The organism is Pseudomonas sp. 2,4-D (assembly GCF_030418155.1).
GTDB lineage: Bacteria > Pseudomonadota > Gammaproteobacteria > Pseudomonadales > Pseudomonadaceae > Aquipseudomonas > Aquipseudomonas alloputida.
Window position 1 is genome coordinate 27,096 of the sequence record NZ_JAUHUI010000008.1, and the last position, 18,831, is coordinate 45,926.

The 18,831-nt window shown below is 59.8% G+C and carries 19 protein-coding genes and 1 pseudogene; 16 read left to right on the plus strand and 4 right to left on the minus strand.

Annotated features, from left to right (window positions below; translation table 11 throughout):
• Positions 1-290: 290 nt before the first annotated feature.
• From QYE47_RS08380 to QYE47_RS08410, 7 genes are all read left to right on the plus strand, one after another.
• Entirely contained in the window at positions 291-713 is a 423-nt protein-coding gene (locus QYE47_RS08380; protein WP_081343569.1) for a hypothetical protein, read from the plus strand.
• Positions 714-1,051: 338 nt separating this feature from the next.
• On the plus strand, positions 1,052-2,452 hold the full coding sequence (locus tag QYE47_RS08385; RefSeq protein WP_070383425.1) for a PAAR domain-containing protein: 1,401 nt from the start codon (positions 1,052-1,054) through the stop codon (positions 2,450-2,452).
• Positions 2,445-2,834: a hypothetical protein gene (locus QYE47_RS08390; protein ID WP_021784184.1), complete on the plus strand. Its 390-nt coding sequence runs from the start codon at positions 2,445-2,447 to the stop codon at positions 2,832-2,834. The genes QYE47_RS08385 and QYE47_RS08390 overlap by 8 nt, the downstream gene beginning before the upstream one ends.
• A 739-nt stretch (positions 2,835-3,573) precedes the next feature.
• Positions 3,574-3,840 (plus strand): HipA domain-containing protein, encoded by a 267-nt coding sequence (locus tag QYE47_RS08395; RefSeq protein WP_237141849.1) that lies wholly within the window; start codon positions 3,574-3,576, stop codon positions 3,838-3,840.
• Positions 3,841-3,922: 82 nt separating this feature from the next.
• Complete coding sequence (locus QYE47_RS08400; protein WP_070383427.1) at positions 3,923-4,393, plus strand: helix-turn-helix domain-containing protein; 471 nt, start codon at positions 3,923-3,925, stop codon at positions 4,391-4,393.
• A gap of 181 nt (positions 4,394-4,574) precedes the next feature.
• Positions 4,575-5,030 (plus strand): GFA family protein, encoded by a 456-nt coding sequence (locus QYE47_RS08405; RefSeq protein ID WP_010951906.1) that lies wholly within the window; start codon positions 4,575-4,577, stop codon positions 5,028-5,030.
• Positions 5,031-5,117: 87 nt separating this feature from the next.
• Entirely contained in the window at positions 5,118-5,528 is a 411-nt protein-coding gene (locus QYE47_RS08410; RefSeq protein WP_081343570.1) for an NUDIX domain-containing protein, read from the plus strand.
• A 27-nt stretch (positions 5,529-5,555) separates the two neighbouring features.
• On the opposite strand, the pseudogene QYE47_RS08415 reads toward QYE47_RS08410, so the two are convergent.
• Positions 5,556-5,714 (minus strand): annotated as a pseudogene (locus tag QYE47_RS08415) (transposase domain-containing protein); the annotation flags it as partial.
• Between the two features lie 60 nt (positions 5,715-5,774).
• On the opposite strand from QYE47_RS08415, the gene QYE47_RS08420 reads away from it, so the two are divergent.
• Together QYE47_RS08420 and QYE47_RS08425 are read left to right on the plus strand one after the other, a co-directional pair.
• Complete coding sequence (locus QYE47_RS08420; protein ID WP_081343571.1) at positions 5,775-6,224, plus strand: GNAT family N-acetyltransferase; 450 nt, start codon at positions 5,775-5,777, stop codon at positions 6,222-6,224.
• Positions 6,225-7,058: 834 nt separating this feature from the next.
• Complete coding sequence (locus QYE47_RS08425; RefSeq protein WP_014755271.1) at positions 7,059-7,286, plus strand: hypothetical protein; 228 nt, start codon at positions 7,059-7,061, stop codon at positions 7,284-7,286.
• Positions 7,287-7,350: 64 nt separating this feature from the next.
• Here QYE47_RS08425 and QYE47_RS08430 read toward each other — a convergent pair whose 3' ends face one another.
• The gene (locus tag QYE47_RS08430; RefSeq protein WP_070383429.1) at positions 7,351-8,736 is read right to left on the minus strand and encodes a GntP family permease; all 1,386 of its coding nucleotides are present in this window, start codon (positions 8,734-8,736) and stop codon (positions 7,351-7,353) included.
• A 432-nt stretch (positions 8,737-9,168) separates the two neighbouring features.
• Between QYE47_RS08430 and QYE47_RS08435 the strand changes: the two genes are divergently transcribed.
• Positions 9,169-10,098, plus strand: a complete 930-nt coding sequence (locus QYE47_RS08435; RefSeq protein ID WP_070383430.1) for a malate dehydrogenase — start codon at positions 9,169-9,171, stop codon at positions 10,096-10,098.
• 105 nt (positions 10,099-10,203) lie between these two features.
• Here QYE47_RS08435 and QYE47_RS08440 read toward each other — a convergent pair whose 3' ends face one another.
• Positions 10,204-11,025 (minus strand): amino acid ABC transporter permease, encoded by an 822-nt coding sequence (locus QYE47_RS08440; protein WP_003247513.1) that lies wholly within the window; start codon positions 11,023-11,025, stop codon positions 10,204-10,206.
• Positions 11,022-11,843, minus strand: a complete 822-nt coding sequence (locus QYE47_RS08445; RefSeq protein WP_003247511.1) for an ABC transporter substrate-binding protein — start codon at positions 11,841-11,843, stop codon at positions 11,022-11,024. The genes QYE47_RS08440 and QYE47_RS08445 overlap by 4 nt, the downstream gene beginning before the upstream one ends.
• A 119-nt stretch (positions 11,844-11,962) precedes the next feature.
• Here QYE47_RS08445 and QYE47_RS08450 point away from each other — a divergent pair, with 119 nt between their 5' ends.
• From QYE47_RS08450 to QYE47_RS08475, 6 genes are all read left to right on the plus strand, one after another.
• A complete protein-coding gene (locus QYE47_RS08450) occupies positions 11,963-12,847 on the plus strand; it encodes a homocysteine S-methyltransferase family protein (protein WP_020191671.1) in 885 nt (294 codons plus the stop codon).
• Positions 12,848-13,014: 167 nt separating this feature from the next.
• Positions 13,015-14,286, plus strand: a complete 1,272-nt coding sequence (locus QYE47_RS08455) for a cystathionine gamma-synthase family protein (RefSeq protein ID WP_019437931.1) — start codon at positions 13,015-13,017, stop codon at positions 14,284-14,286.
• 142 nt (positions 14,287-14,428) lie between these two features.
• The gene (locus QYE47_RS08460) at positions 14,429-15,868 is read left to right on the plus strand and encodes an amino acid permease (protein WP_014755278.1); all 1,440 of its coding nucleotides are present in this window, start codon (positions 14,429-14,431) and stop codon (positions 15,866-15,868) included.
• 45 nt (positions 15,869-15,913) lie between these two features.
• A complete protein-coding gene (locus tag QYE47_RS08465; protein ID WP_014589618.1) occupies positions 15,914-16,798 on the plus strand; it encodes a LysR substrate-binding domain-containing protein in 885 nt (294 codons plus the stop codon).
• A gap of 24 nt (positions 16,799-16,822) precedes the next feature.
• Positions 16,823-18,211, plus strand: coding sequence for a threonine synthase (locus tag QYE47_RS08470; RefSeq protein WP_014589619.1), 1,389 nt, complete (start codon positions 16,823-16,825; stop codon positions 18,209-18,211).
• Positions 18,208-18,645 (plus strand): Lrp/AsnC family transcriptional regulator, encoded by a 438-nt coding sequence (locus QYE47_RS08475; protein ID WP_014589620.1) that lies wholly within the window; start codon positions 18,208-18,210, stop codon positions 18,643-18,645. The genes QYE47_RS08470 and QYE47_RS08475 overlap by 4 nt, the downstream gene beginning before the upstream one ends.
• Positions 18,646-18,831: the final 186 nt, after the last annotated feature.

The following is an 18,831-nucleotide window of genomic DNA, read 5'->3' on the forward strand; positions in this document are numbered from 1 at the left end:
TAGGTGAGGAAAAAACTGTAGCGAGTGGAAAGAGAGGCTCCGTTCGCTACGAGCTACTGACAAGTCCTGGCTTATCGCCCGCGCGCCTGCTTCTCAGGAATGAGCGGTCCGTTGTTGATCCCACAGCTCATCCTTCGCCATCAGGGGCAACCCGAACCACACGGTCTGGCTCTTCAGGAAACGGAGAGGCCCGGCCCCAAGGACGGAGGTCCGCACAAAGCATCAGGCGCATCTGCCGAGCTTTCATCAATTTTCCATACGACCGAGCGCTTTCTCTGGAGGTGCCGGGGGTGGATGTGTCGACTTACCAACAGGTATTCAAAAAGCTCCGAGGGAACGGAATTGAAGTGATGCCTTCACTGAGAATCTTCTATGGAGAGCTAAGTTGGGGTCGGGCTGATGCTAACGAGGACAACCTTCTGATCACTCTCTCTGCGGGGGAGTGGGGGAAGGCGGATAACAAATACGTGCGCCCCTACAGGGTTAAGGTGTCTTGGGCGGATTGGTCCAAGGCAAAGCGGACTACAGTCACTACCGAGCTGGACGTCGTTCGACAAGAGGGTATCGACGCCAAGAAAAGCGGTAGCAAAGATCGGCCCTACGTTTTCTTCCTCGGCCGCCAGGACGACGAAGACCCCTCCGTATTTCATGTGCAGGACCATCGTTTGATCTGTGGGCTGTTGGCCACGATCACGTATCCGGCCAACGAATAGCCAGGGGTATTTTTCTTTTTAGGGATACGTTTAGGGATACGCTTGGAGGGTGATGATGGTTCCATCCGATAAAATATGGGGAAAGCCGTCATCATTCGATTCCTGTCTCCGCACCAGAATCAGTTGGCCTATGGCGATTTCTCGCTACCAGGTACCAATAGAAGCCCGCCTTGTGCGGGCTTTTTTGTTCCCGTTGTCCCGTTCTCAAACCGCTAAGTCGTGCCTAGTCCTAAATCCGCGTTGCTCGTAGGAATCGTCTCGTTAGCTGCTCGAGGCCTCATTTGCCCCTTCTTAGCTGTTAGGTTCTTTCGCTCCTACAGTTCGCAAGGGACTCTGAAATGCGCGTCAGTCTGGATGGGCTTGGCCAAGCAGTAGACGGTGATGTGACCACCACAGGTGCGATTTGCATCGCCACCGGGGAAGGTTACCTCGACGAGGGACGAATGGTCCTGAGGATGGGGGATCCCACCACACCTTGTCCACTTTGCGGGCTGGAAGGAAAGGTCGTCGAAGGGGTGTGGCACTTCATCTCGGATGGCCAGCCAGTCGCGATGGATGGCGCGTTAGTTGATTGCGGTTGCCCAAAGGGTAGCAACCGGGTGGTGGCGCCTTTAGGGGAAATGCCCCCGCCGCGGCTGCCGGTTGCCGTACGCACTAGCCTCAAACCCGCTGGCTCTGGGAGCTCTAGCGCTTTGGCAGGGGCTTCGCCCGCTATGGTTGGCGGGTTGCCAGGGCAGATGCAGCCGGGATTCTATGTGGTGCCGCGGAGCATGTCGTTCCCGCAGATTCTGTTGGAGCTGACTAGCCATGATTCGACCTTGCCCATTTCGTACCTGCAACGCCTGAACCCGACTTTCGAGCAGGGGTTCAAGGCAGGGGAAATCTTCGTCATCGGCGATCCGGATAACGGTTATGCCTGCACCCAGGAGGAGGCCCAACTCATGGCGGCCGCCGAGCGCGCGCGACGTTCCTTGGCTGTACTCGATTTTGCCGAGTCAGATTTCATGATGGAGTATCAGGCTGAAATTGCCGGACTGCTTAGTGACGCCAGTCTCTCCATGGGTGTGGGTAAGGACATGATGGACCACGGCCTCCGGCAGCTTCGCAGCACACTTGGCAACATCGAGCGTTTGCATCAGCAAGAATTTCTGCGCCATGGCCATCTGAATAGTCCATCGTTCTTCGCCGAACGACGGCTGTTATTGGAGCAGCTAGATGGTCAGCTGAAGGCGACTTTTCTAAATAAACATCTGAATCTAGGGGCCTACGAGCGGCTGAAAAAAAGCTTGAATATCTCGACCAAGAGCCTTGTGCATCATTGGTCGAAAGCCGGCGGGCCAGGGCAGATTCCTGGGTACGCCACGTACTTGGACAAAGTGGCGAAGCTTAGTAAGTACCTTCGGTATGGTGGGCATGTCGGAATTGGCTTAGGTGGTACATCTTCCTATCTGAAAGTCCAAGAGGCCTGCCGTGCAGGGGAAACCGAAGGCTGCAAAAAAATTCGTTTGTCTGAGGCAGGTGCTTTCGCTGGGGGGCTGGCGGGAGGGATAGTGGGTGGCAAGATTGCTGGGATCACTGCGCTCGCTGTATGTGGGGTGTTCTCTGCTGGTACCGCGGGTTTCGGGGCGCCGGTATGTGGCATTGCGCTGGTCGGGGGAGGGGCTTTTGCTGGGAGCATCGCAGGTGCGGAGGGCGGTGAGCAAATGGGCGAGCTGATCTACGAATCACATTATGACTGAGTTCGAGAGTTGGCCCGTGTGGCTGAAGTGGATAATGCTGGCGTGTCCGTTCGTGATCGCGTTGGCCGGTTGTGCGGTCAGTGCATTCATCGCGGGTACAAGAAATTTCACTGTTGCAACCTCGGCTATCCAAAGTCATCCCGGCCTGGAGCAAATGAAACTGTTTTTGGGCACGCGGCGCTTTGGCGCTCGGTGGCTGCTGATAACGTTTCTTTGTGGAATACTCATTTGGCCTGGCGTACATATGCGCCGAGGGCATCTGGACATCGAAGAACTAGAAAACTTCCCTGCAAAACTTAAGTTGGCTCTACAGGTATCCACGTGGCTGACGGCCTTTGGCTTCGCTTGGATGTGGGTGACCTATGTATTCATCAAGGCGTGAACGTTGATGCCACGGCGGTCGTAGCTCTCACTGGATCCTTCGCAAGTCCCGATTCGATTCCACTGAAAGCCATAAATAGCTGATTGGTTTATAGATACCCTATGAGGTACGTCTATAAATCCACCAAATTCCAGCCCCGTGAAAACCGGGCCCTGACGCCCAACAACCGTCCGTCTGTCTCCGCACCAGACAATTGGCCGATGGTGATTTTTGCTATCGGGCCATCAATGTAAGCCAGCCTAATGCGGGCCTTCTTATGCCTGTCTTTTCTCATCAGGCCTGCAAACCTCGGACTTAGCCGTTCCACCCCCCTGTAGGAGCGGGTTTACCCGCGAACACGGGCGAAGCCCGTGCCATCCACCACCTACCCAACGCAATTAAACATGGTCCTATAACCCAAAGGCCGAATCACATGCAGCTCCTGCTTCCCAGGCGCAGCAACGACCTCTAAACCCACCGGCGCGCTGTGAATGCATAATCGGTAGTGTGGTGCCGGTTTTGCCCGTGCTTAAGCTTTTAATCGGCAAAATATTGCCGGTTCCTGCCGTGCGCACTAGTTTAATCAGCATTCAAATGCTGATTAATGGTGTCGCGATGCCGCTCAGACTCGCGATCCGGGCTTCTCCGATGGTGCATGGCGCGAGGCAGCGACACTCTCGGTTGAGAACCCCGAGCGTGTTGCTGATGGAAGCTGCCTTGTCGCCTACGACTACTACATCATCGCGATCTGCTGAACCGCATTCTAGGGAACACCGATAACCACGGCCGCAACACCTCCATCATGCGTGAGGGTGGGAGGTTTCGTTTGGCGCCAATCTATGACCTCGCGCCAATGATACTGGATGAAGAGGGCATCACATGGACGACGAAGTGGGCGGCAGAGCGCAAGGGGTCTTCCAATTGGCGCGACAACTGCGCTGAGCTTGTTGGTTACACTGATCCCGAGGTTCTGCTGCAACGGTTGATGCATGCGGCTGAGGCATTCAGGGCGTTGCCGATCTGCTGACCGATGCGCCTGAATCGATGCGCAATGCAGCCTCTCTACCTGTAAATAACCTGGATAAACGACTCGTGGAGTGGGGACTGCGATGAAAAAACTACAGCCTGAAGAGCGCGCCCAGCTCGTAGAGGATATCGTCAAGCGCAACGCGGCGGGGCTCGATCCAATTGGGGCATCCATCCGCCGTCTACGGCTCGAAGTCACCGGGCTTGACCAAAAGACCTTCGCGACCATGTGCAAGATGTCCACGAAAAGCCTGTACGAACTGGAAAGCGGGAAGTCGAATCCGAAGCTCAGCACTTTGGAGGGCGTGCTGCGTCTCTTTGGCGTGCGGATGGGTATGGTGATGACTGCCAAAGATAAGCCCACTGCAACGCTCGTCGGCAACACTGTCGGCCAGTTGAAGGCTGGTGGGGCAATCGCGGTGGGCGCGCCGCTGGCCAGTTCCTGCGTGGTGACCGGACCTAAACGAGGGAAAAGCCCTGCGGCAGCCAAAGCGAAGAAGGCAGTGTCGAGGCCGGCATCGTCACGGGCACGGAAAAGCAGTCAGGAACAGTGAGATTGATGTGGTATGCAAATAAAGTCTCATACCATTTTTCTCTAACTCATTGGTTGCGGCATTAAGTCTGGTTCAGTTACACCACTTCCCGGGAGGCAATCATAGTGTCAGGCTAAAGTACATAGATTTGGGCCTTTGTCTCGTGGATATCCAGGTTGCCTACTCAGGCCAGGGAAACGTTATGACTGATGAAAAAAAGGATGATCGCCCTGTTTACCAAGCAGCCTGCCATTGCGGGACTGTACGGTTTGAACTGCGTTTGACCGATGGTCTGCGTACCGCGCGCAGGTGCAACTGTTCGCTCTGCCGCATGCGCGGGGCCGTGGCCGTGTCAGCCAATCTAGGCGATATCACTGTGACGCAAGGGGAGGAGGCACTGACCCTTTATCAGTTCCATACACGGGAAGCTAAGCATTACTTCTGCTCAAGGTGCGGTATCTATACCTTCCACCAGCGGCGTTCTGCGCCGGATCAGTATGGTGTGAATGTTGCGTGTATTGAGGGGATGAGTCCGTTTGATTTTGCAGATGTGCCGGTTAGTGAAGGGCGTGTTCATCCTAAGGATCGGGTAGATGGGGGAGTGGGGGTTGCGGGGTGGCTGCGGTATGAAGGTAACCCGGAGTGGGGTCAAGGGTGAGGTCAAGATGAAGGCGGGCTCATCGGTCAGGCAGCTTGCTTCGCTTATGCTTCCCAACTCACGTGTAAGGATCGGAGGTGTGACGGCATGGAAGCAGAAAAATCTTGTCCTGTAGTTCTGCGAGGCCGAGAAGCGCTGGAAATTTTAGCGTTCGAGCATCCATTAGCAGGCTTTCAGCTGGTCAAAGGCAGTGTCGAGCCAGGTGAGGCAACCGACCTGGCTGCGGTTCGAGAGCTGAAAGAAGAAGCAGGTATTCCGTCGACAGTTGGGCGACATTTGGGGGAGCGGCGTTTCATCGTAACTGGACACACATGGGCATTTCATGAATGTCATGTTGCCCAAGACCTTCCTGATACTTGGGTGCATTTTGCAGAAGATGATGGAGGCCATGAATTCAGATTCTTTTGGCATCCTCTCATGAGCGAGCCCTCCGAAAATTGGCATCAGGTTTTCAAGGATGCTTTGAGCTTTATTCGGAAAAGGCTCACTGAAGCCTAAGTGCGCTTACAGCTTTCCCTGGGGTAGTCAGGCCGGCATCCACTGATGTGGTAGTAGTTGCCCAATCACACTGGCCCGCTGCGTCGGAAGCCGCGTCAGCACCTCTTTGAGGTAGGCATACGGATCATGCCCATTCATGCGAGCCGATCAGATTAGGCTCATGACTGCAGCCGCCCGTTTGTAAGCGTCCGGGGAAGGCACATTGTGATGCACTAAGCTGGAATCCTATAGGATTGAGGTATCAGCATGAAATGTCACGTTCGTCCCGCCACGAGCAGAGATGCAGCAGCGATAAGCCGCGTAATTATAGCCGCCCTGCGTGAGTCAAATTCACAGGACTATCCGCCTGATGTGATCGCTCAGGTTGAGCAGAGCTTTTCTCCTGAAGCCATCACCACACAGCTTACGAAGCGCAGGGTCTTTGTAGCCTTACTGGGCGAAAACATTGTTGGCACTGCCGGTCTCGACGGTGATGTGGTCAGAAGTGTTTTCGTTGACCCTGCTCACCAGAAAGGCGGTATCGGGCGGCATTTGATGGATGTCATTCATATAACTGCTGCCAGCGCAGGCGTTGGAGCTGTACGTGTGCCATCGTCGATTACAGCTGAAAGTTTTTATACGGCGTTGGGTTATCAAAAAATCCGCGACGAGTTTCATGGGGCGGAACGCACCATTGTTATGGAGAAGCGGCTGTAGGATTTACCCAGACTATTGTAGCGCTCCATGAACCCCACCTAGCCAAAGATGGGCAAAGCACTTAGCTATGCAGAGCAGAACAACCATCGTACGCTACCGGCAATTCGCCAGCGGCTGTTGAAGCCTCCCTGCTGAGCGGCACGGCTGACATCGCTACGGAGGACGTCCGGCTTAGCGGGGGGCACCACGAGTCGCGCTAGTCAGCGCACCTATGTAGCAAAGACTGTGAGTGAGATGTCGCAGATCGTATCTTTGGGTTTAGGTATACGTTCGAGAAGATCTAATAGCTGATTCGATGGTTTTTTTAGCTTTCAGGTGCCTGATTCGACTCCTGTCTCCCCACATTTACGCCGCTACCAACCTTCAACTAGATCTTGATACCAATCCGTTTTAGCCGACTTTTCCTACAACTCCCAGCGTCCATTCACATCCCCCCAAACCTTGCATTACAGCCCCCACGACGCTACCGTGCTCCAGTCGCGGCCAACTCCGCGACCGGGTTTGGCGACCCGAACGAAAAGGCGCATCGGCGCCCCCGACCACGATTGCAGGCGCTTTTTTTGCGTCCGCAGTTTCGTGTAATGGCGGCTGTGCGTGGGAGACCTTCGGGTCTGCCGAGTTCCTTTTCCTCGGTTCGCCAACCTGCGTACAGCTGCCACCCTAATCGTTTGGCGACGGTCAGCGTGGTGCTTCAATCGAAAAGGACCGCATGCATGCTCATCTCAAGTCCATCCAGGATCCTCGCATCCGTTCTCCTCCGCCGTTCCGCAACGGCCCTCAGCTATTTCACCCCCAACCAACCCCGCTTCGTCTCCACCCAACCGGAGGCCCGCCATGTCTGACCAAGAACGCCTCTCCACCATCCAAAGCTACGCCTGGACCCTCGAACTGCTAGGCGAGGCCCTGGTCCAGCACGACGAAATGCTCGAGTGCGAACACAACCCGCGGCTGAGCTTTCGCAACACGGCCGGTATCCATCAGGCGATCCGGATCATCAGCCGGTTGGCCAGTGAGCAGTGTGGGAAGGTAATGGAACGAAGCGAGCAGGATCTGCAGCGTTAGGCCAGATCGTTGCCCGAGGGTGGGGCCAGATTGGGGCTGCTGCGCAGCCCCCGTTGACTCGAGTTCAACCTATGGTGATGGCCGCATTCAACATCAACACCACCATCAGCCCAACCACCGCCACAATCGACTGCACCACCGAAATGGTCTTGGTGGCTTCGCCCATGGTCATGCCAAAGGATTCTTTCACCATCCAGAAGCCTGCATGGTTCGCATAGTTGAAGAACAGCGAACCGCAGCCGATGGACAGGGCCAGCAAAGGCAGGTTGAGGCTGGGGTCTGCACCTGCCAGCGGCGCCAGTAAGCCGGCAGCCCCTACGATACCGACCGTGGCGGAACCGGTAGACACCGAGAGCAACATCGCGATCAGCCACCCCAGGATCAGGGGAGGGAAGGCAGACTGCTGGGTCAGGTGCACAATGGCATCGCCTACCTTGGCGCTGGTCAGCATCTCCTGAAAGGCACCGCCACCGGCAATGATCATGATGATCGAGGCGATCGGCTTGAGGCTTTTGCCCAGCGCATCGCGCAGCTGTTCGGCGTCGCCGCCGCGCGCAAGCACCAGGCTGGCGCCGGCGAACAGCACGCCCAGCAGCATGGCGATCAGCGGGTTGCCCAGGAAACTGGCCATCTCCAGCAGCGCATTGCCTTTGGGCAGCAGCATCTCGGCGACGGCATGCACCAGCATCAGGATGGCCGGCAGCAATGCGGCCAGCATGCCGACCATTACCCCGGGGCGGGGTTGGCCATCGGCTTTTTCAGCCAGTGTGAACTGGTCCAGCAATGCCTGATCGGGCCGCGTGTTCATGCGCGGTGAAATGAACATGCCGTACAGCGGGCCGCCCAGGATCATTGCCGGAATGGCGGCAACGAAGCCATAGAGCATGGTGGGCCCAACCGAGGTCTTGAGCACGGCGATGGCGGTCAGGGGGCCTGGGTGCGGCGGTACCATGCCGTGCATGGCGGCAAGCGCCGAAATGACCGGCACACCTACATACACATACGACGAGCCTTTGAAGCGCGCCTTGCTTTCCAGTTTGCGCGCCACGCTGAATATCAGCGGCAGCATGATCACCAGGCCGACTTCGAAAAACATGGGGATGCCAATGACAAAGGCAACCAGCATCATGGCCCAAGGGATCATGCGGTCGGAGGTGCGCTTGAGGATGACATCCGCGACCTGTTCCGTGACGCCAGCGTCAGCCAGGATCTTGCCGAGCATCGCACCCAGCGCAATCACCACCCCCACTGCGCCCAGTGTCTTGCCGGCGCCGGTGAGCAGGTGGGAGACAATGTTGCCTGGCGCCATTTGCGTCGCAAAGCCAACGCCAATGGACACCACCAGCAAGGCCAGCAGCGGGTGCATTTTCAGGCGCGAAACGATGAGCGCCACCAGCACCAGAACACTGGCCAGTGCCGTCAGTAATAGCTGTATATCTAAGGGAGTCATTCAAGGAGTCTCGGTTGGGCTGGCGCTCGGCTGCACTCAGGGTTTGAAGGCGTGACGGGCGTTTCCACGGGGCATACCCAGGTGGCTGCCATTGCGGCTGCTGCTACGGTTTCGAGGAAGGGAACGCGGCTTTGCGCTAGCTGCCGCTCACAGGCGGCCGCCTGGCAACGGAAGATGGGCAGCAGGGAGGCGTGGCGCTGAGGCCGGTGGGTGGTGGTGTGGCGACGGGGCGCTTGGACAGCATGTTCATTGATTGATTCACCTTGTTGTATGGTCATCTATATGAATCGGGCCAAAGTATTTGCGCTGCCGTGGAACACTGTCAAGTGAAGGTCGTCGCATCATCTTGGGTGGCCATTTGGCCCCGGCAGGCAATACTTCTCTCTATACGCAGGCGTGTTCCTGGTGGCGCGCGCCGCTGGGAGGTGTCTGGTGAACAAATTAACGATTGTGGGTGCCGGCCTGGTCGGCGAGGCGGCGGCGCAGATCATCGCCCGGGATGAGTTGTGCCGTGAGCTGGTGTTGATGGACGTGCAGGGTGAACTGGCGCAGGGCAAGGCGCTGGACGTTTGGCAGGCGGCTGTGGATTCAGGTTCCGATACCCATGTTCACGGCGGGGCCAAAGCCGAGATGCTGGAGGGGTCCGAGCTGGTGGTGATCACGGCGGGCGTGCCGCGCAAGCCCGGCCAGTCGCGCCAGGATGTATTGAGTACCAACCTGCCAATCCTCGACAGCATCATGGCGGACATCAAACACCACGCGCCGACAGCGACGGTGCTGGTGGTGTCCAACCCGGTCGATGTGCTCACCTACCGCGCCTGGAGCGTCAGCGGGCAGGGGCGCGACAAGGTGTTTGGGCAGGCGGGGGTGCTGGATACCGCGCGCATGAAGTGTTTTATCGCTGAGCAAACTGGGTTTTCTGCACGGGATATCACGGCGCTGGTGTTGGGCGGGCATGGCGACAGCATGGTGCCGCTGATGCGCTACTGCCAGATTGGCTCGGTGCCGTTGTCGCACTTCTTGTCCGATGAGCAGATCGAGCAGATTGTCGAACGCACACGTAAGGGCGGCGGCGAGATTCTGGGGTTGAAGAAGATGGGGAGCGCCTGCGATGCACCGGGCGTGGCCATTGCGCAGATGGTCGATGCGATCGCCAATGGGCGGAACCGTATTTTGCCGGCGGTGGCGATTCTTGAGGGCGAGTATGGGCGAACGGATATCGCCATGGGTGTGCCCTGCGTACTGGCAGAGAAGGGGCTTGCGCGGATTATCGAGTTGCCGCTGGATGCGCAGGAACAGGCGATGTTCGACCACTCTGCAGACCAGGTGGCGCGGGATATTGCCGAGATGAAAGCTTTGTGAGCGGCAAAGCGGCTTCAGTTGACGCGTTCGATGCAGGAGCGCCCTGGTGGCGCTCCTGCACGTCGTGCCTGCATAGATGATTCTGCAAGGGGCCGTGTGCAGCCCTCAGCGCTGATAAGCCTTGCCAAAATGCCGCTCCAGGCGCGCCTGCAGCAGCTCCAGCAGTATCGACAGCACCCAGTAGATCACGGCGGCGGTGGTCAGCATTTCCAGGTAGCGATAGCTCGAACGCCCATACGACTGCGCCAGAAACATCACCTCCCAAACCCCCATCACGGAAATCAGCGACGAGTCCTTGAGCATCGAGATGAACTGGTTGGCGGTGGGCGGAATGATCACCCGCATGGCCTGGGGCAGGATGATGTGGCAGAAGATCTGCGGCGTGCGCATGCCCAGCGCCAATGCTGCTTCACGTTGCCCACGGGCCACGCCGAGGATGCCGGCGCGGAAAATCTCGCTCAGGTAGGCCCCGTAGTTCAGCGACAAGGCAATGATGCCGGCGCTGATGGCGCCGGGTACCAGGCCCACCTGCGGCAGCCCCAGGTAGATCAGCAGAATCTGGATCAGCAGCGGCGTGCCACGGAAGAACGAGGTGTAGAAGCTGGCTACACCCACCAACACCGCGCTGTTGGATAACCGTGCCAGCGCGGCGGCAAAGCCGAGCAGCACGGATACCACCATCGAGCACAGGCACAGGAACAGGGTCAGTGCGGCGCCTTGCAGAAAACCATTGGGCCCCAGCTTGAAACCGGCCAGGTTGGGAAACTTCTCCAGAATGATGGCGAACTTCAGGTCAAAGCTGAGGAAGAAGGCGACAAACAGCCCGAACAGCGCCAGCCAGGTCAGCAGTAACCGGGTGCGAAAGCCGAACAGGCCGGCGCCCGCAGGCTTTGCCACGGGCTTGGGGGAGGGAGGGAAGGTGCTCATTTGCTGATGTCGGCGCCAATCCATTTCTGCGACAGCTTGGCCAGGGTGCCATCAGCCTTCAGCTCGGCGAACACCTGGCGTACCTTGGCATCCCACTCGGGGTCGCCTTTTTCGATGGCCACCGCGTTGGGCTCTTCATACAGCGGCGCACCGGCCAGCTTGAAGCGCTTATCCTGCTGCAGGCGCGGCTGCGCGGTCACCAGGTTGGTAATGATGGCGTCCAGGCGCACGCCAGTGCCCAGGCCCAAGTCCTGGAAGGCGACGTTTTCAGTGTCGTAGGGCGCAGCCTGCACGAAGTCGAACGGGTAATCGATCTTCTGGTCTTCCTTGCCTTCAATGACCAGGTTCTTGTTCAGGTAGCTTTCGTAGCTCGATGCACTGATCGAACCCACCTTGCGGCCTTCCAGGTCTTTGGCGCCATGGATGCGCTCATCCGAGGCATTGACCACGATCACGGCGGGCGATGCGTAGTACTCCACGGGGAAGTCGAACACCTCGGCGCGCGCCTTGCTCGGGGTCATCGAGCAAATGCAGATGTCGTAGCGCCCGCTCCAGCGGCCAGCGGCAATCACGTCCCAGGACGGTGTTTCCAGGCGCAGTTTGACGCCGAGTTTGTCGGCCACTGCCTTGGCCACGTCCACATCGTAACCGTCGAGCTGGTTGTGGTCATTGAGGAAGGAAAACGGCGGGTAGCTTTCCATCAGCACGTTGACCATTTCCTTGCGCGATTCAACCCGCTCCAACGTGGCGCCAGCAAAGGCTTGGGTGGCAGTTGCGAGCAGTACAAGGCCCGCACCCAGCAGAGAAGAAAATCGCATGTACATACCTGATATGTTGGGCAAATGGGTGATAGGGTATTTAATAGTTATAACCGCCAATCCCCATAATGAATTTTATTCATAAGAACCTTCAGAGAAGTTATATGGCAGAGCGAACGATGGTAATTCTGGACGGCGGCATGGGCCGAGAGCTGCAGCGCAGTGGCGCACCGTTTCGCCAGCCCGAGTGGTCGGCGCTGGCGCTGAGCGAGGCGCCGGAGGCGGTCGTGGGTGTGCACGCAGCCTTCATCGAGGCGGGTGCGCAGGTCATCACCAGCAACAGCTATGCGGTAGTGCCGTTCCACATCGGTGAAGAACGCTTTGCCGCCGAAGGGCGACAGCTGGCCCATATCGCAGGCCAGCTTGCGCGGCACGCGGCAGATAGCGGCGCGCACCCGGTCAGGGTGGCAGGTTCGCTGCCGCCGCTGTTCGGGTCCTACCGGCCCGACCTGTTCCAGCCCGAGCGTGTGGCAGAGGTGCTGACCCCGCTGCTCCAGGGCCTGGCCCCGCATGTTGACCTGTGGCTGGCCGAAACCCAGAGTTCCGTGGCCGAAGTGCGGGCCATTCATAGCCATTTGCCGGCAGACGGCAGGCCGTTCTGGGTGTCCTTCACCCTGCAGGACGAGGACGTCGACGACGTTCCGCGCCTGCGCTCCGGTGAACCGGTGGCCGAAGCTATCGAAGCCGCAGTCAGCCTGGGGGTGGCTGCGGTGTTGTTCAACTGCAGCCAGCCTGAGGTGATCGGCGCCGCCATTGATGTCGCGCGCTCGGTCATCGAGCGACACAACGCCGAGATTGCCATTGGTGCCTATGCCAACGCCTTCCCGCCGCAGCCCAAAGAAGCCACTGCCAACGATGGCCTGGACGAACTGCGCGAAGACCTCGATCCGCCGGGTTATCTGGCATGGGCCAAGGACTGGCGTGCGCGTGGTGCCAGCATGGTCGGCGGTTGCTGTGGCATCGGCCCGGAGCATATCGCCGAGCTGAAGCGCAACCTGGCCTAAGCGCCCACGTGGCCGGGCGGCTTTTGCAGCGCCCGGCCCGCAGCCATTAAAAAAAACGCCAGTCAGACCCGGATTCCATCGTTTTTCAGGCCTCCGTCATCTCCCTATAGTCCGCTGAAGGCCGATGCTGCATCGGTGTACACAACTCAGCTGGGCGGGAACCGGATATGAACAACAACGAAAAATTCGAGGGCAATGCTGCGGCCGGTGTGGGGACGCGGGTCGTGTGGAGCGGGGAGCAGGTACAGCACCCGTACAACGCCACGCAGACCCCGATCGTGGTCAGCGCCGCTTATGGCTACAACGATATCGATGCCTGGTACGACGTGGCGCAGGGCAAGCAGCCGGGCTTCATCTACAGCCGCATGAGCAACCCCACGGTCGCCACGCTGGAAGCAAAACTGGCCGAACTGGAGCAAGCCGAGTCGGCAGTCGCCTTCAGCAGCGGCATGGCGGCCATCAGTGCCGTGCTGCACACCTTCCTGTCCAACGGTAAACGCGTGGTGTCGACCCGCGACAGCTATGGCGGCACCAACAAGATCTTCGAAGAGTTCCTGCCGCGCATGGGCGTGCAAGTGTGCCTGTGCGATACCTTGGACACTGAAGCGCTGGAGCGCGAGATTGCCGCCGGTTGCGACCTGCTGTACCTGGAAACCCCCACCAACCCGACGCTGAAGGTGCTGGACATTCGTCGGCTGAGCGCCGCTGCGCACAAGGTGGGGGCGCTGGTGGTGGCCGACAACACCTTTGCCACGCCACTGAACCAGAACCCGCTGGCGCTGGGCGTGGATGTGGTGGTGCACAGCGCAACCAAGTTTCTGTCCGGGCATGGTGACGTGCTGGGTGGGGTGGTGTGCGGTGCGGAGGCGTTGATGGCCCAGGTGCGGCACTACCGGGAAATCAACGGTGCGGCGCTGGACCCGTTCTCGGCCTACCTGATCATCCGCGGTATCAAGACCCTGGCAGTGCGCCTGCGCCAGCAGCAAGCCAGTGCCATGGCGTTGGCCCTTTACCTGAGCACCGAGCCGCTGGTTGAAGCGGTGAACTACCCAGGATTGCCGGCGCATGCCGGGCATGCCATTGCCAAGGCGCAAATGCGCGGGTTTGGCGCCATTGTCAGCTTCGTGCTGAAGGGCGGCATGCCGACCGTGGCCCGTTTGCTGCCGCGGCTGAAGTATGCCCACCGGGCCGGCAACCTCGGCGCGGTAGAGACCATCTATGGCCCGGCGCGCACCACCAGCCATGTCGAGAACACTTTGGAAGAGCGCCTGGCGCTGGGCATTTCCGAAGGGCTGGTGCGCATTTCAGTGGGCATCGAGGAAACCGATGACCTGCTGGCGGACCTGGCACAGGCCTGTGCATCGGTGCGTGAGGAACTGGCCGTCGCAAAGGAATTGCACGCTGACGCAGACGCCTGCCAGAGCCCGGTGCAGGCCTGAGGCTGGCGCGTAGCACCCACCCGTGTGGTGGGTGCCACTTCATGAAGTCGAACAAAAACAATATGCAAGGCAACTCGATTCGCTCTGCCAAGACGAGGTCGTTGCTACGTCCTTGCCCGCCAACTTTCATGAGTAACCCACAATGTCCGTGCAGACAACCACAACTAGAAATGCCTCGGCGCATACCTTCAAGCAGGATATGCAAACCCGCCACATCGTCATGCTGGCACTGGGCGGTGTGATAGGCACCGGCCTGTTTCTCACGTCGGGCTACACCGTTAACCAGGCTGGCCCGTTGGGCGCGGTCATCGCCTACATACTCGGCGCAATCATGGTGTACCTGGTCATGATGTGCCTGGGTGAGCTGGCGGTACACATGCCGGAAGTCGGCTCGTTCAGCAGTTACGCCACGCGTTACCTCGGCCCGGGCACCGGTTACATGGTGGCCTGGATGTACTGGCTGACCTGGACGGTGGCCATCGGCTCCGAATTCACCGCCGCGGGCATCCTGATGGTGCGCTGGTTCCCCGACACGCCGGTATGGATGTGGAGTGCGCTGTTCGGCGCCGCGGTGTTCATCAGCAATATCATTTCGGTGCGATCGTTCGCCGAAACCGAATTCTGGTTGTCACTGGTCAAGGTGTTGGCCGTCATCGCCTTTCTGGTGGTGGGCGGCGGGGCCATTCTGGGTGGCTTCGAGATCCAGCAGGCGCACAGTGCAGGGCTGGGCAATTTCACCCGTGAAGGGTTGTTCCCCACCGGTTTCTGGTCAATTGCCATGACCCTGCTGGCAGTGGCCTTCGCGTTCTCGGGTACCGAGCTGATCGGCATCGCTGCCGGCGAAACCAAAGACCCGGAAAAGAACGTGCCCAAGGCCATTCGCACCACGGTGCTGCGCCTGGCGCTGTTCTTCATCGGCACCATCTTTGTGCTGGCCACCTTGCTGCCGCGTGAACAGGCCGGGGTTATTGAAAGCCCGTTCGTGATGGTCTTTGCGATGATTGGTATCCCGTATGCGGCCGATATCATGAACTTCGTCATCATCACCGCGCTGCTGTCTGCTGCCAACTCCGGCCTCTACGCCGCTTCGCGCATGCTCTGGACCCTCAGCGACCAAGGCAACATGCCCCGCCGTTACGCCACGCTGTCGCGCCGCGGCACACCCTTCAATGCGATCGTGCTGAGCATGGCTGGCGGCATGGCTTCGCTGTTGAGCAGTGTGTTTGCCCCCGACACCATCTACCTGGCGCTGGTGTCGATTTCAGGGTTGGCCGTGGTGGTGGTGTGGATCAGCATCGCGGCCAGCCAAATCGCATTCCGCCGTCATTACATCGCCAGCGGCGGCAAGCTCGAGGACCTCAAGTTCCGGGTGCGTGGCTACCCGTTCGTACCACTGGGGGCCATTTTCTGCTGCGTACTGGCCTGCGTCGGCATTGCCTTCGACCCAGCTCAGCGGGTTGCCCTGTACTTCGGCTTGCCCTTCATTGCCTGGTGTTACCTGGCCTATTGGCTGACGTGCAAGTACCGCAGCCGCCGTACGGGCCCGCTGGAAATTGTCGCCCCAGGTTCCGAGGCCGCCTGAGCAGGTGATACTAGGCCACCGGAACCTAGCCACGAGAAGCCGCCGATGACTCAGAAAACCCTGCCCCCCCTGAACTGGCTGAGAGCCTTCGAAGTGTCGGCGCGTTACTTGAACTTCACCCATGCGGCAGAAGAGCTGCACCTTACCCAAGGGGCGGTGAGCCAACAGATTCGTCACCTGGAAAGCCAATTGGGTGTGGCGCTGTTCAAGCGCCTGCCGCGCGGGCTGGGGCTGACCGAAGAAGGGCAGTCCTACCTGCCGGTGGTGCAGGACGCCATCAGCCGCCTTGCGGTAGGCACCAATGAAATCTTCGGGCAACGCCAGCGTCGGCCCCTGAAGGTACGGGGCAGCCTGTCGTTTTTGCACTTCTGGCTGGCCCCCCGGCTGGCCGACTTTCGGCGTTCGCACCCGCAGGTGGACATCCGCTACATCAGCAACCTGTGGGTCAAGGAGCTGGATGCCGAAGATGATCTGGAAATCCGCTGGGGCAGCGGGCAGTGGGCCGGGGTGGAGGCGCAGCGCCTGACCCGCGACGTGCTGGTGCCGGTGTGCGCCCCCGCGCTGCTGGCCAGCTGCCCGCTGCGCGACCCGCGCGACCTGGCCCGTGTGCCGTTGCTGCATGTGCTGGGTTACGAGGAGGGGTGGGGCTACTGGCTGGAGCGGGTCGGCGCCGATCAGGTCGACTCTTCCAGTGGCCTGCAGTTCGACACGCTGGTGTCGACCCTGCGCATGGCGGAGCTGGGGCTGGGCGTGGCGCTGGCACGCTCGTCGCTGGTAGAGGACCTGCTGCAGGAGGGGCGGCTGGTCGCTCCTTTTGCCCAGCGTATCGAGGCAAGCGAGTCGTTTTTCCTGGTACGCGGCCTGGGTGAAGCGTTGTCCCCCGATGCCCAGGCGTTCAGCCATTGGCTGGTGGCCATGGCGCATCGTTAATTTACGTAGCTATCTGGAGCACCGATGCAGTACACATCCACGCGCGGCAACGAGATACGTGTCGATTTCCGCACGGCATTGCTTTCCGGCCTGGCCGATGATGGTGGGCTTTATGTGCCCACCTCGGTGCCGGTGTTCAGCCCACAGGAAATTGCCAGCTGGTCGTGGTTGCCCTTCGACGAACTGGCCTGGCGGGTAATGGCACCGTTTGTCGGCGATACCCTCGACGAGCCTACCCTCAGGGCGCTGGTCAGCGACAGCTATCGCGGGTTCCGCCACCGCGGCATTGCGCCGTTGCAGCAGCTTGGCCATAACGAATGGATCCTGCAGCTTTTCCATGGGCCTACCCGGTCCTCCAAGGACTTTGCCGCGCAGTTGCAGGCGCGCTTTGTCCGGCACTTTCTGGGGGCGGAGTGCGAGCGGGTCATGCTGGTCGGTGCCAGCAACGGCGATACTGCAGTAGCGGCTATCGAAGCGTTGCGGCATTGCCCGGCAGCAGGCTTGCTGGCGCTATACCCCAGCGCAGGCACGCCCGCCGACCGCGCGGCAGTGATGCGCAGCGCCGCGTCTGACAGCGTGAGCTGCGTGGCCGTGGATGGCAGCTTTGACGATTGCCAGTCGCTGGTGTCGGCGCTGCTGCGTGACTGGCCATGCCCCGGGCTGATTCCGGTCAGCTTCAACTCCACCAACTGGGTCGGTGTGCTGGCGCAGATCGTGTTCTATTTCCATGCAGCGCTGCAGCTCGGTGGCGGAATACGCCCGGTCGGGTTCAGCATCCCCACGGCCAGTTTTGCCGAGATCTACGCGGGGTTCATTGCCCAGAAAATGGGCCTGCCGATCAACCAGATCATCGTCTCCACCAACCGCAACGATGCCTTGCACCGGTTCATCCACTGCAACCGCTACAGCCGTGGCTCAACCAGCCAGACCTTGTCACCGGTCATGGACTTTTCGCTGTTCTCCAACCTGGAGCGCTTCGTCTGGGAACTGTATGACCGCGATGGTGGGGCGACCCGGGCACTGATGGAGCACTTCGAGGCGTGTGGCGAGCTGAGCATCGGCAACCGCCAGTGGTTGCATGCGCGCATGCTGTTCGACTCCTATGCCGTGGACGACGTGCTGATTCGCGAAGAAATTGTCACGCTGTTCCACGAAACGGGCAGCGCAGTAGACCCTCATGCCGCGACAGGGGTATTCGCCGGGCGCCTGCACCGGCGCAACATCGGTGCGCCCATCGTCACGCTGGGGCAGTTTGCCCCTGAAAAGTCTGCCGGGCTGCTGGCGGAGCTGGGGGCCTGGCACGGTGAGGTGCCCGCCGGTGCGGTCGGCACAGCGGGTGATGAGCCGCTGTTGGCACCTGACGACCTGGCCGGTGTTCATGCCTTGTTGGCCCGGTTGCAGGCTGGGCGATGAAGCGCATCCTCGACCCCCTGGACGAGCGCATTCTCGCCGAGCTCACCGCCAATGCGCGTATTGCCCACGCCGAGTTGGGGTTGAAGGTGAACCTGTCGCGCAATGCGGTACGCCAGCGCATCGAGCGCCTGGAGCGCGACGGCGCCATTCAGGGTTATACCCTGCGCATCGGTGAGGGCAGACGGCCGGCGTCGTTGATCAACGCGGTGATCTTCGTCTACCGCTATGACCGCATGCGCGGTGACGCGGTACTCGATGCGCTGCGCCAGATCCCCGAGGTGATCCAGTGTGAAGTGCTCAGCGGCGAGTTCGACCTGATGTTGCGCGTCGAGGCCTCCAGCCCGGAGCGGGTGCACCATGTGTGGAAGGAAATCGCTGCCATGCCCGGGGTGGAGAACACGGTGACTTCGTTCGTCCTGGCCGCGGTAGTCTGAACCGCGTCTTTGCATTGGCTAGCACAACGCCGCCTGGGTTCGCGCCCTGGCGGCGTTGTGCGTTTTGCCCTGGCGCAGGCGCGCGCTTTGCACTGGCCAGATTGGCCAATAAATACAGCGGATTGCCATATTCAACTGGCAGTGCACGGCTCTTACGCTAGTCCTCATCGACCCACTGCCTGGACA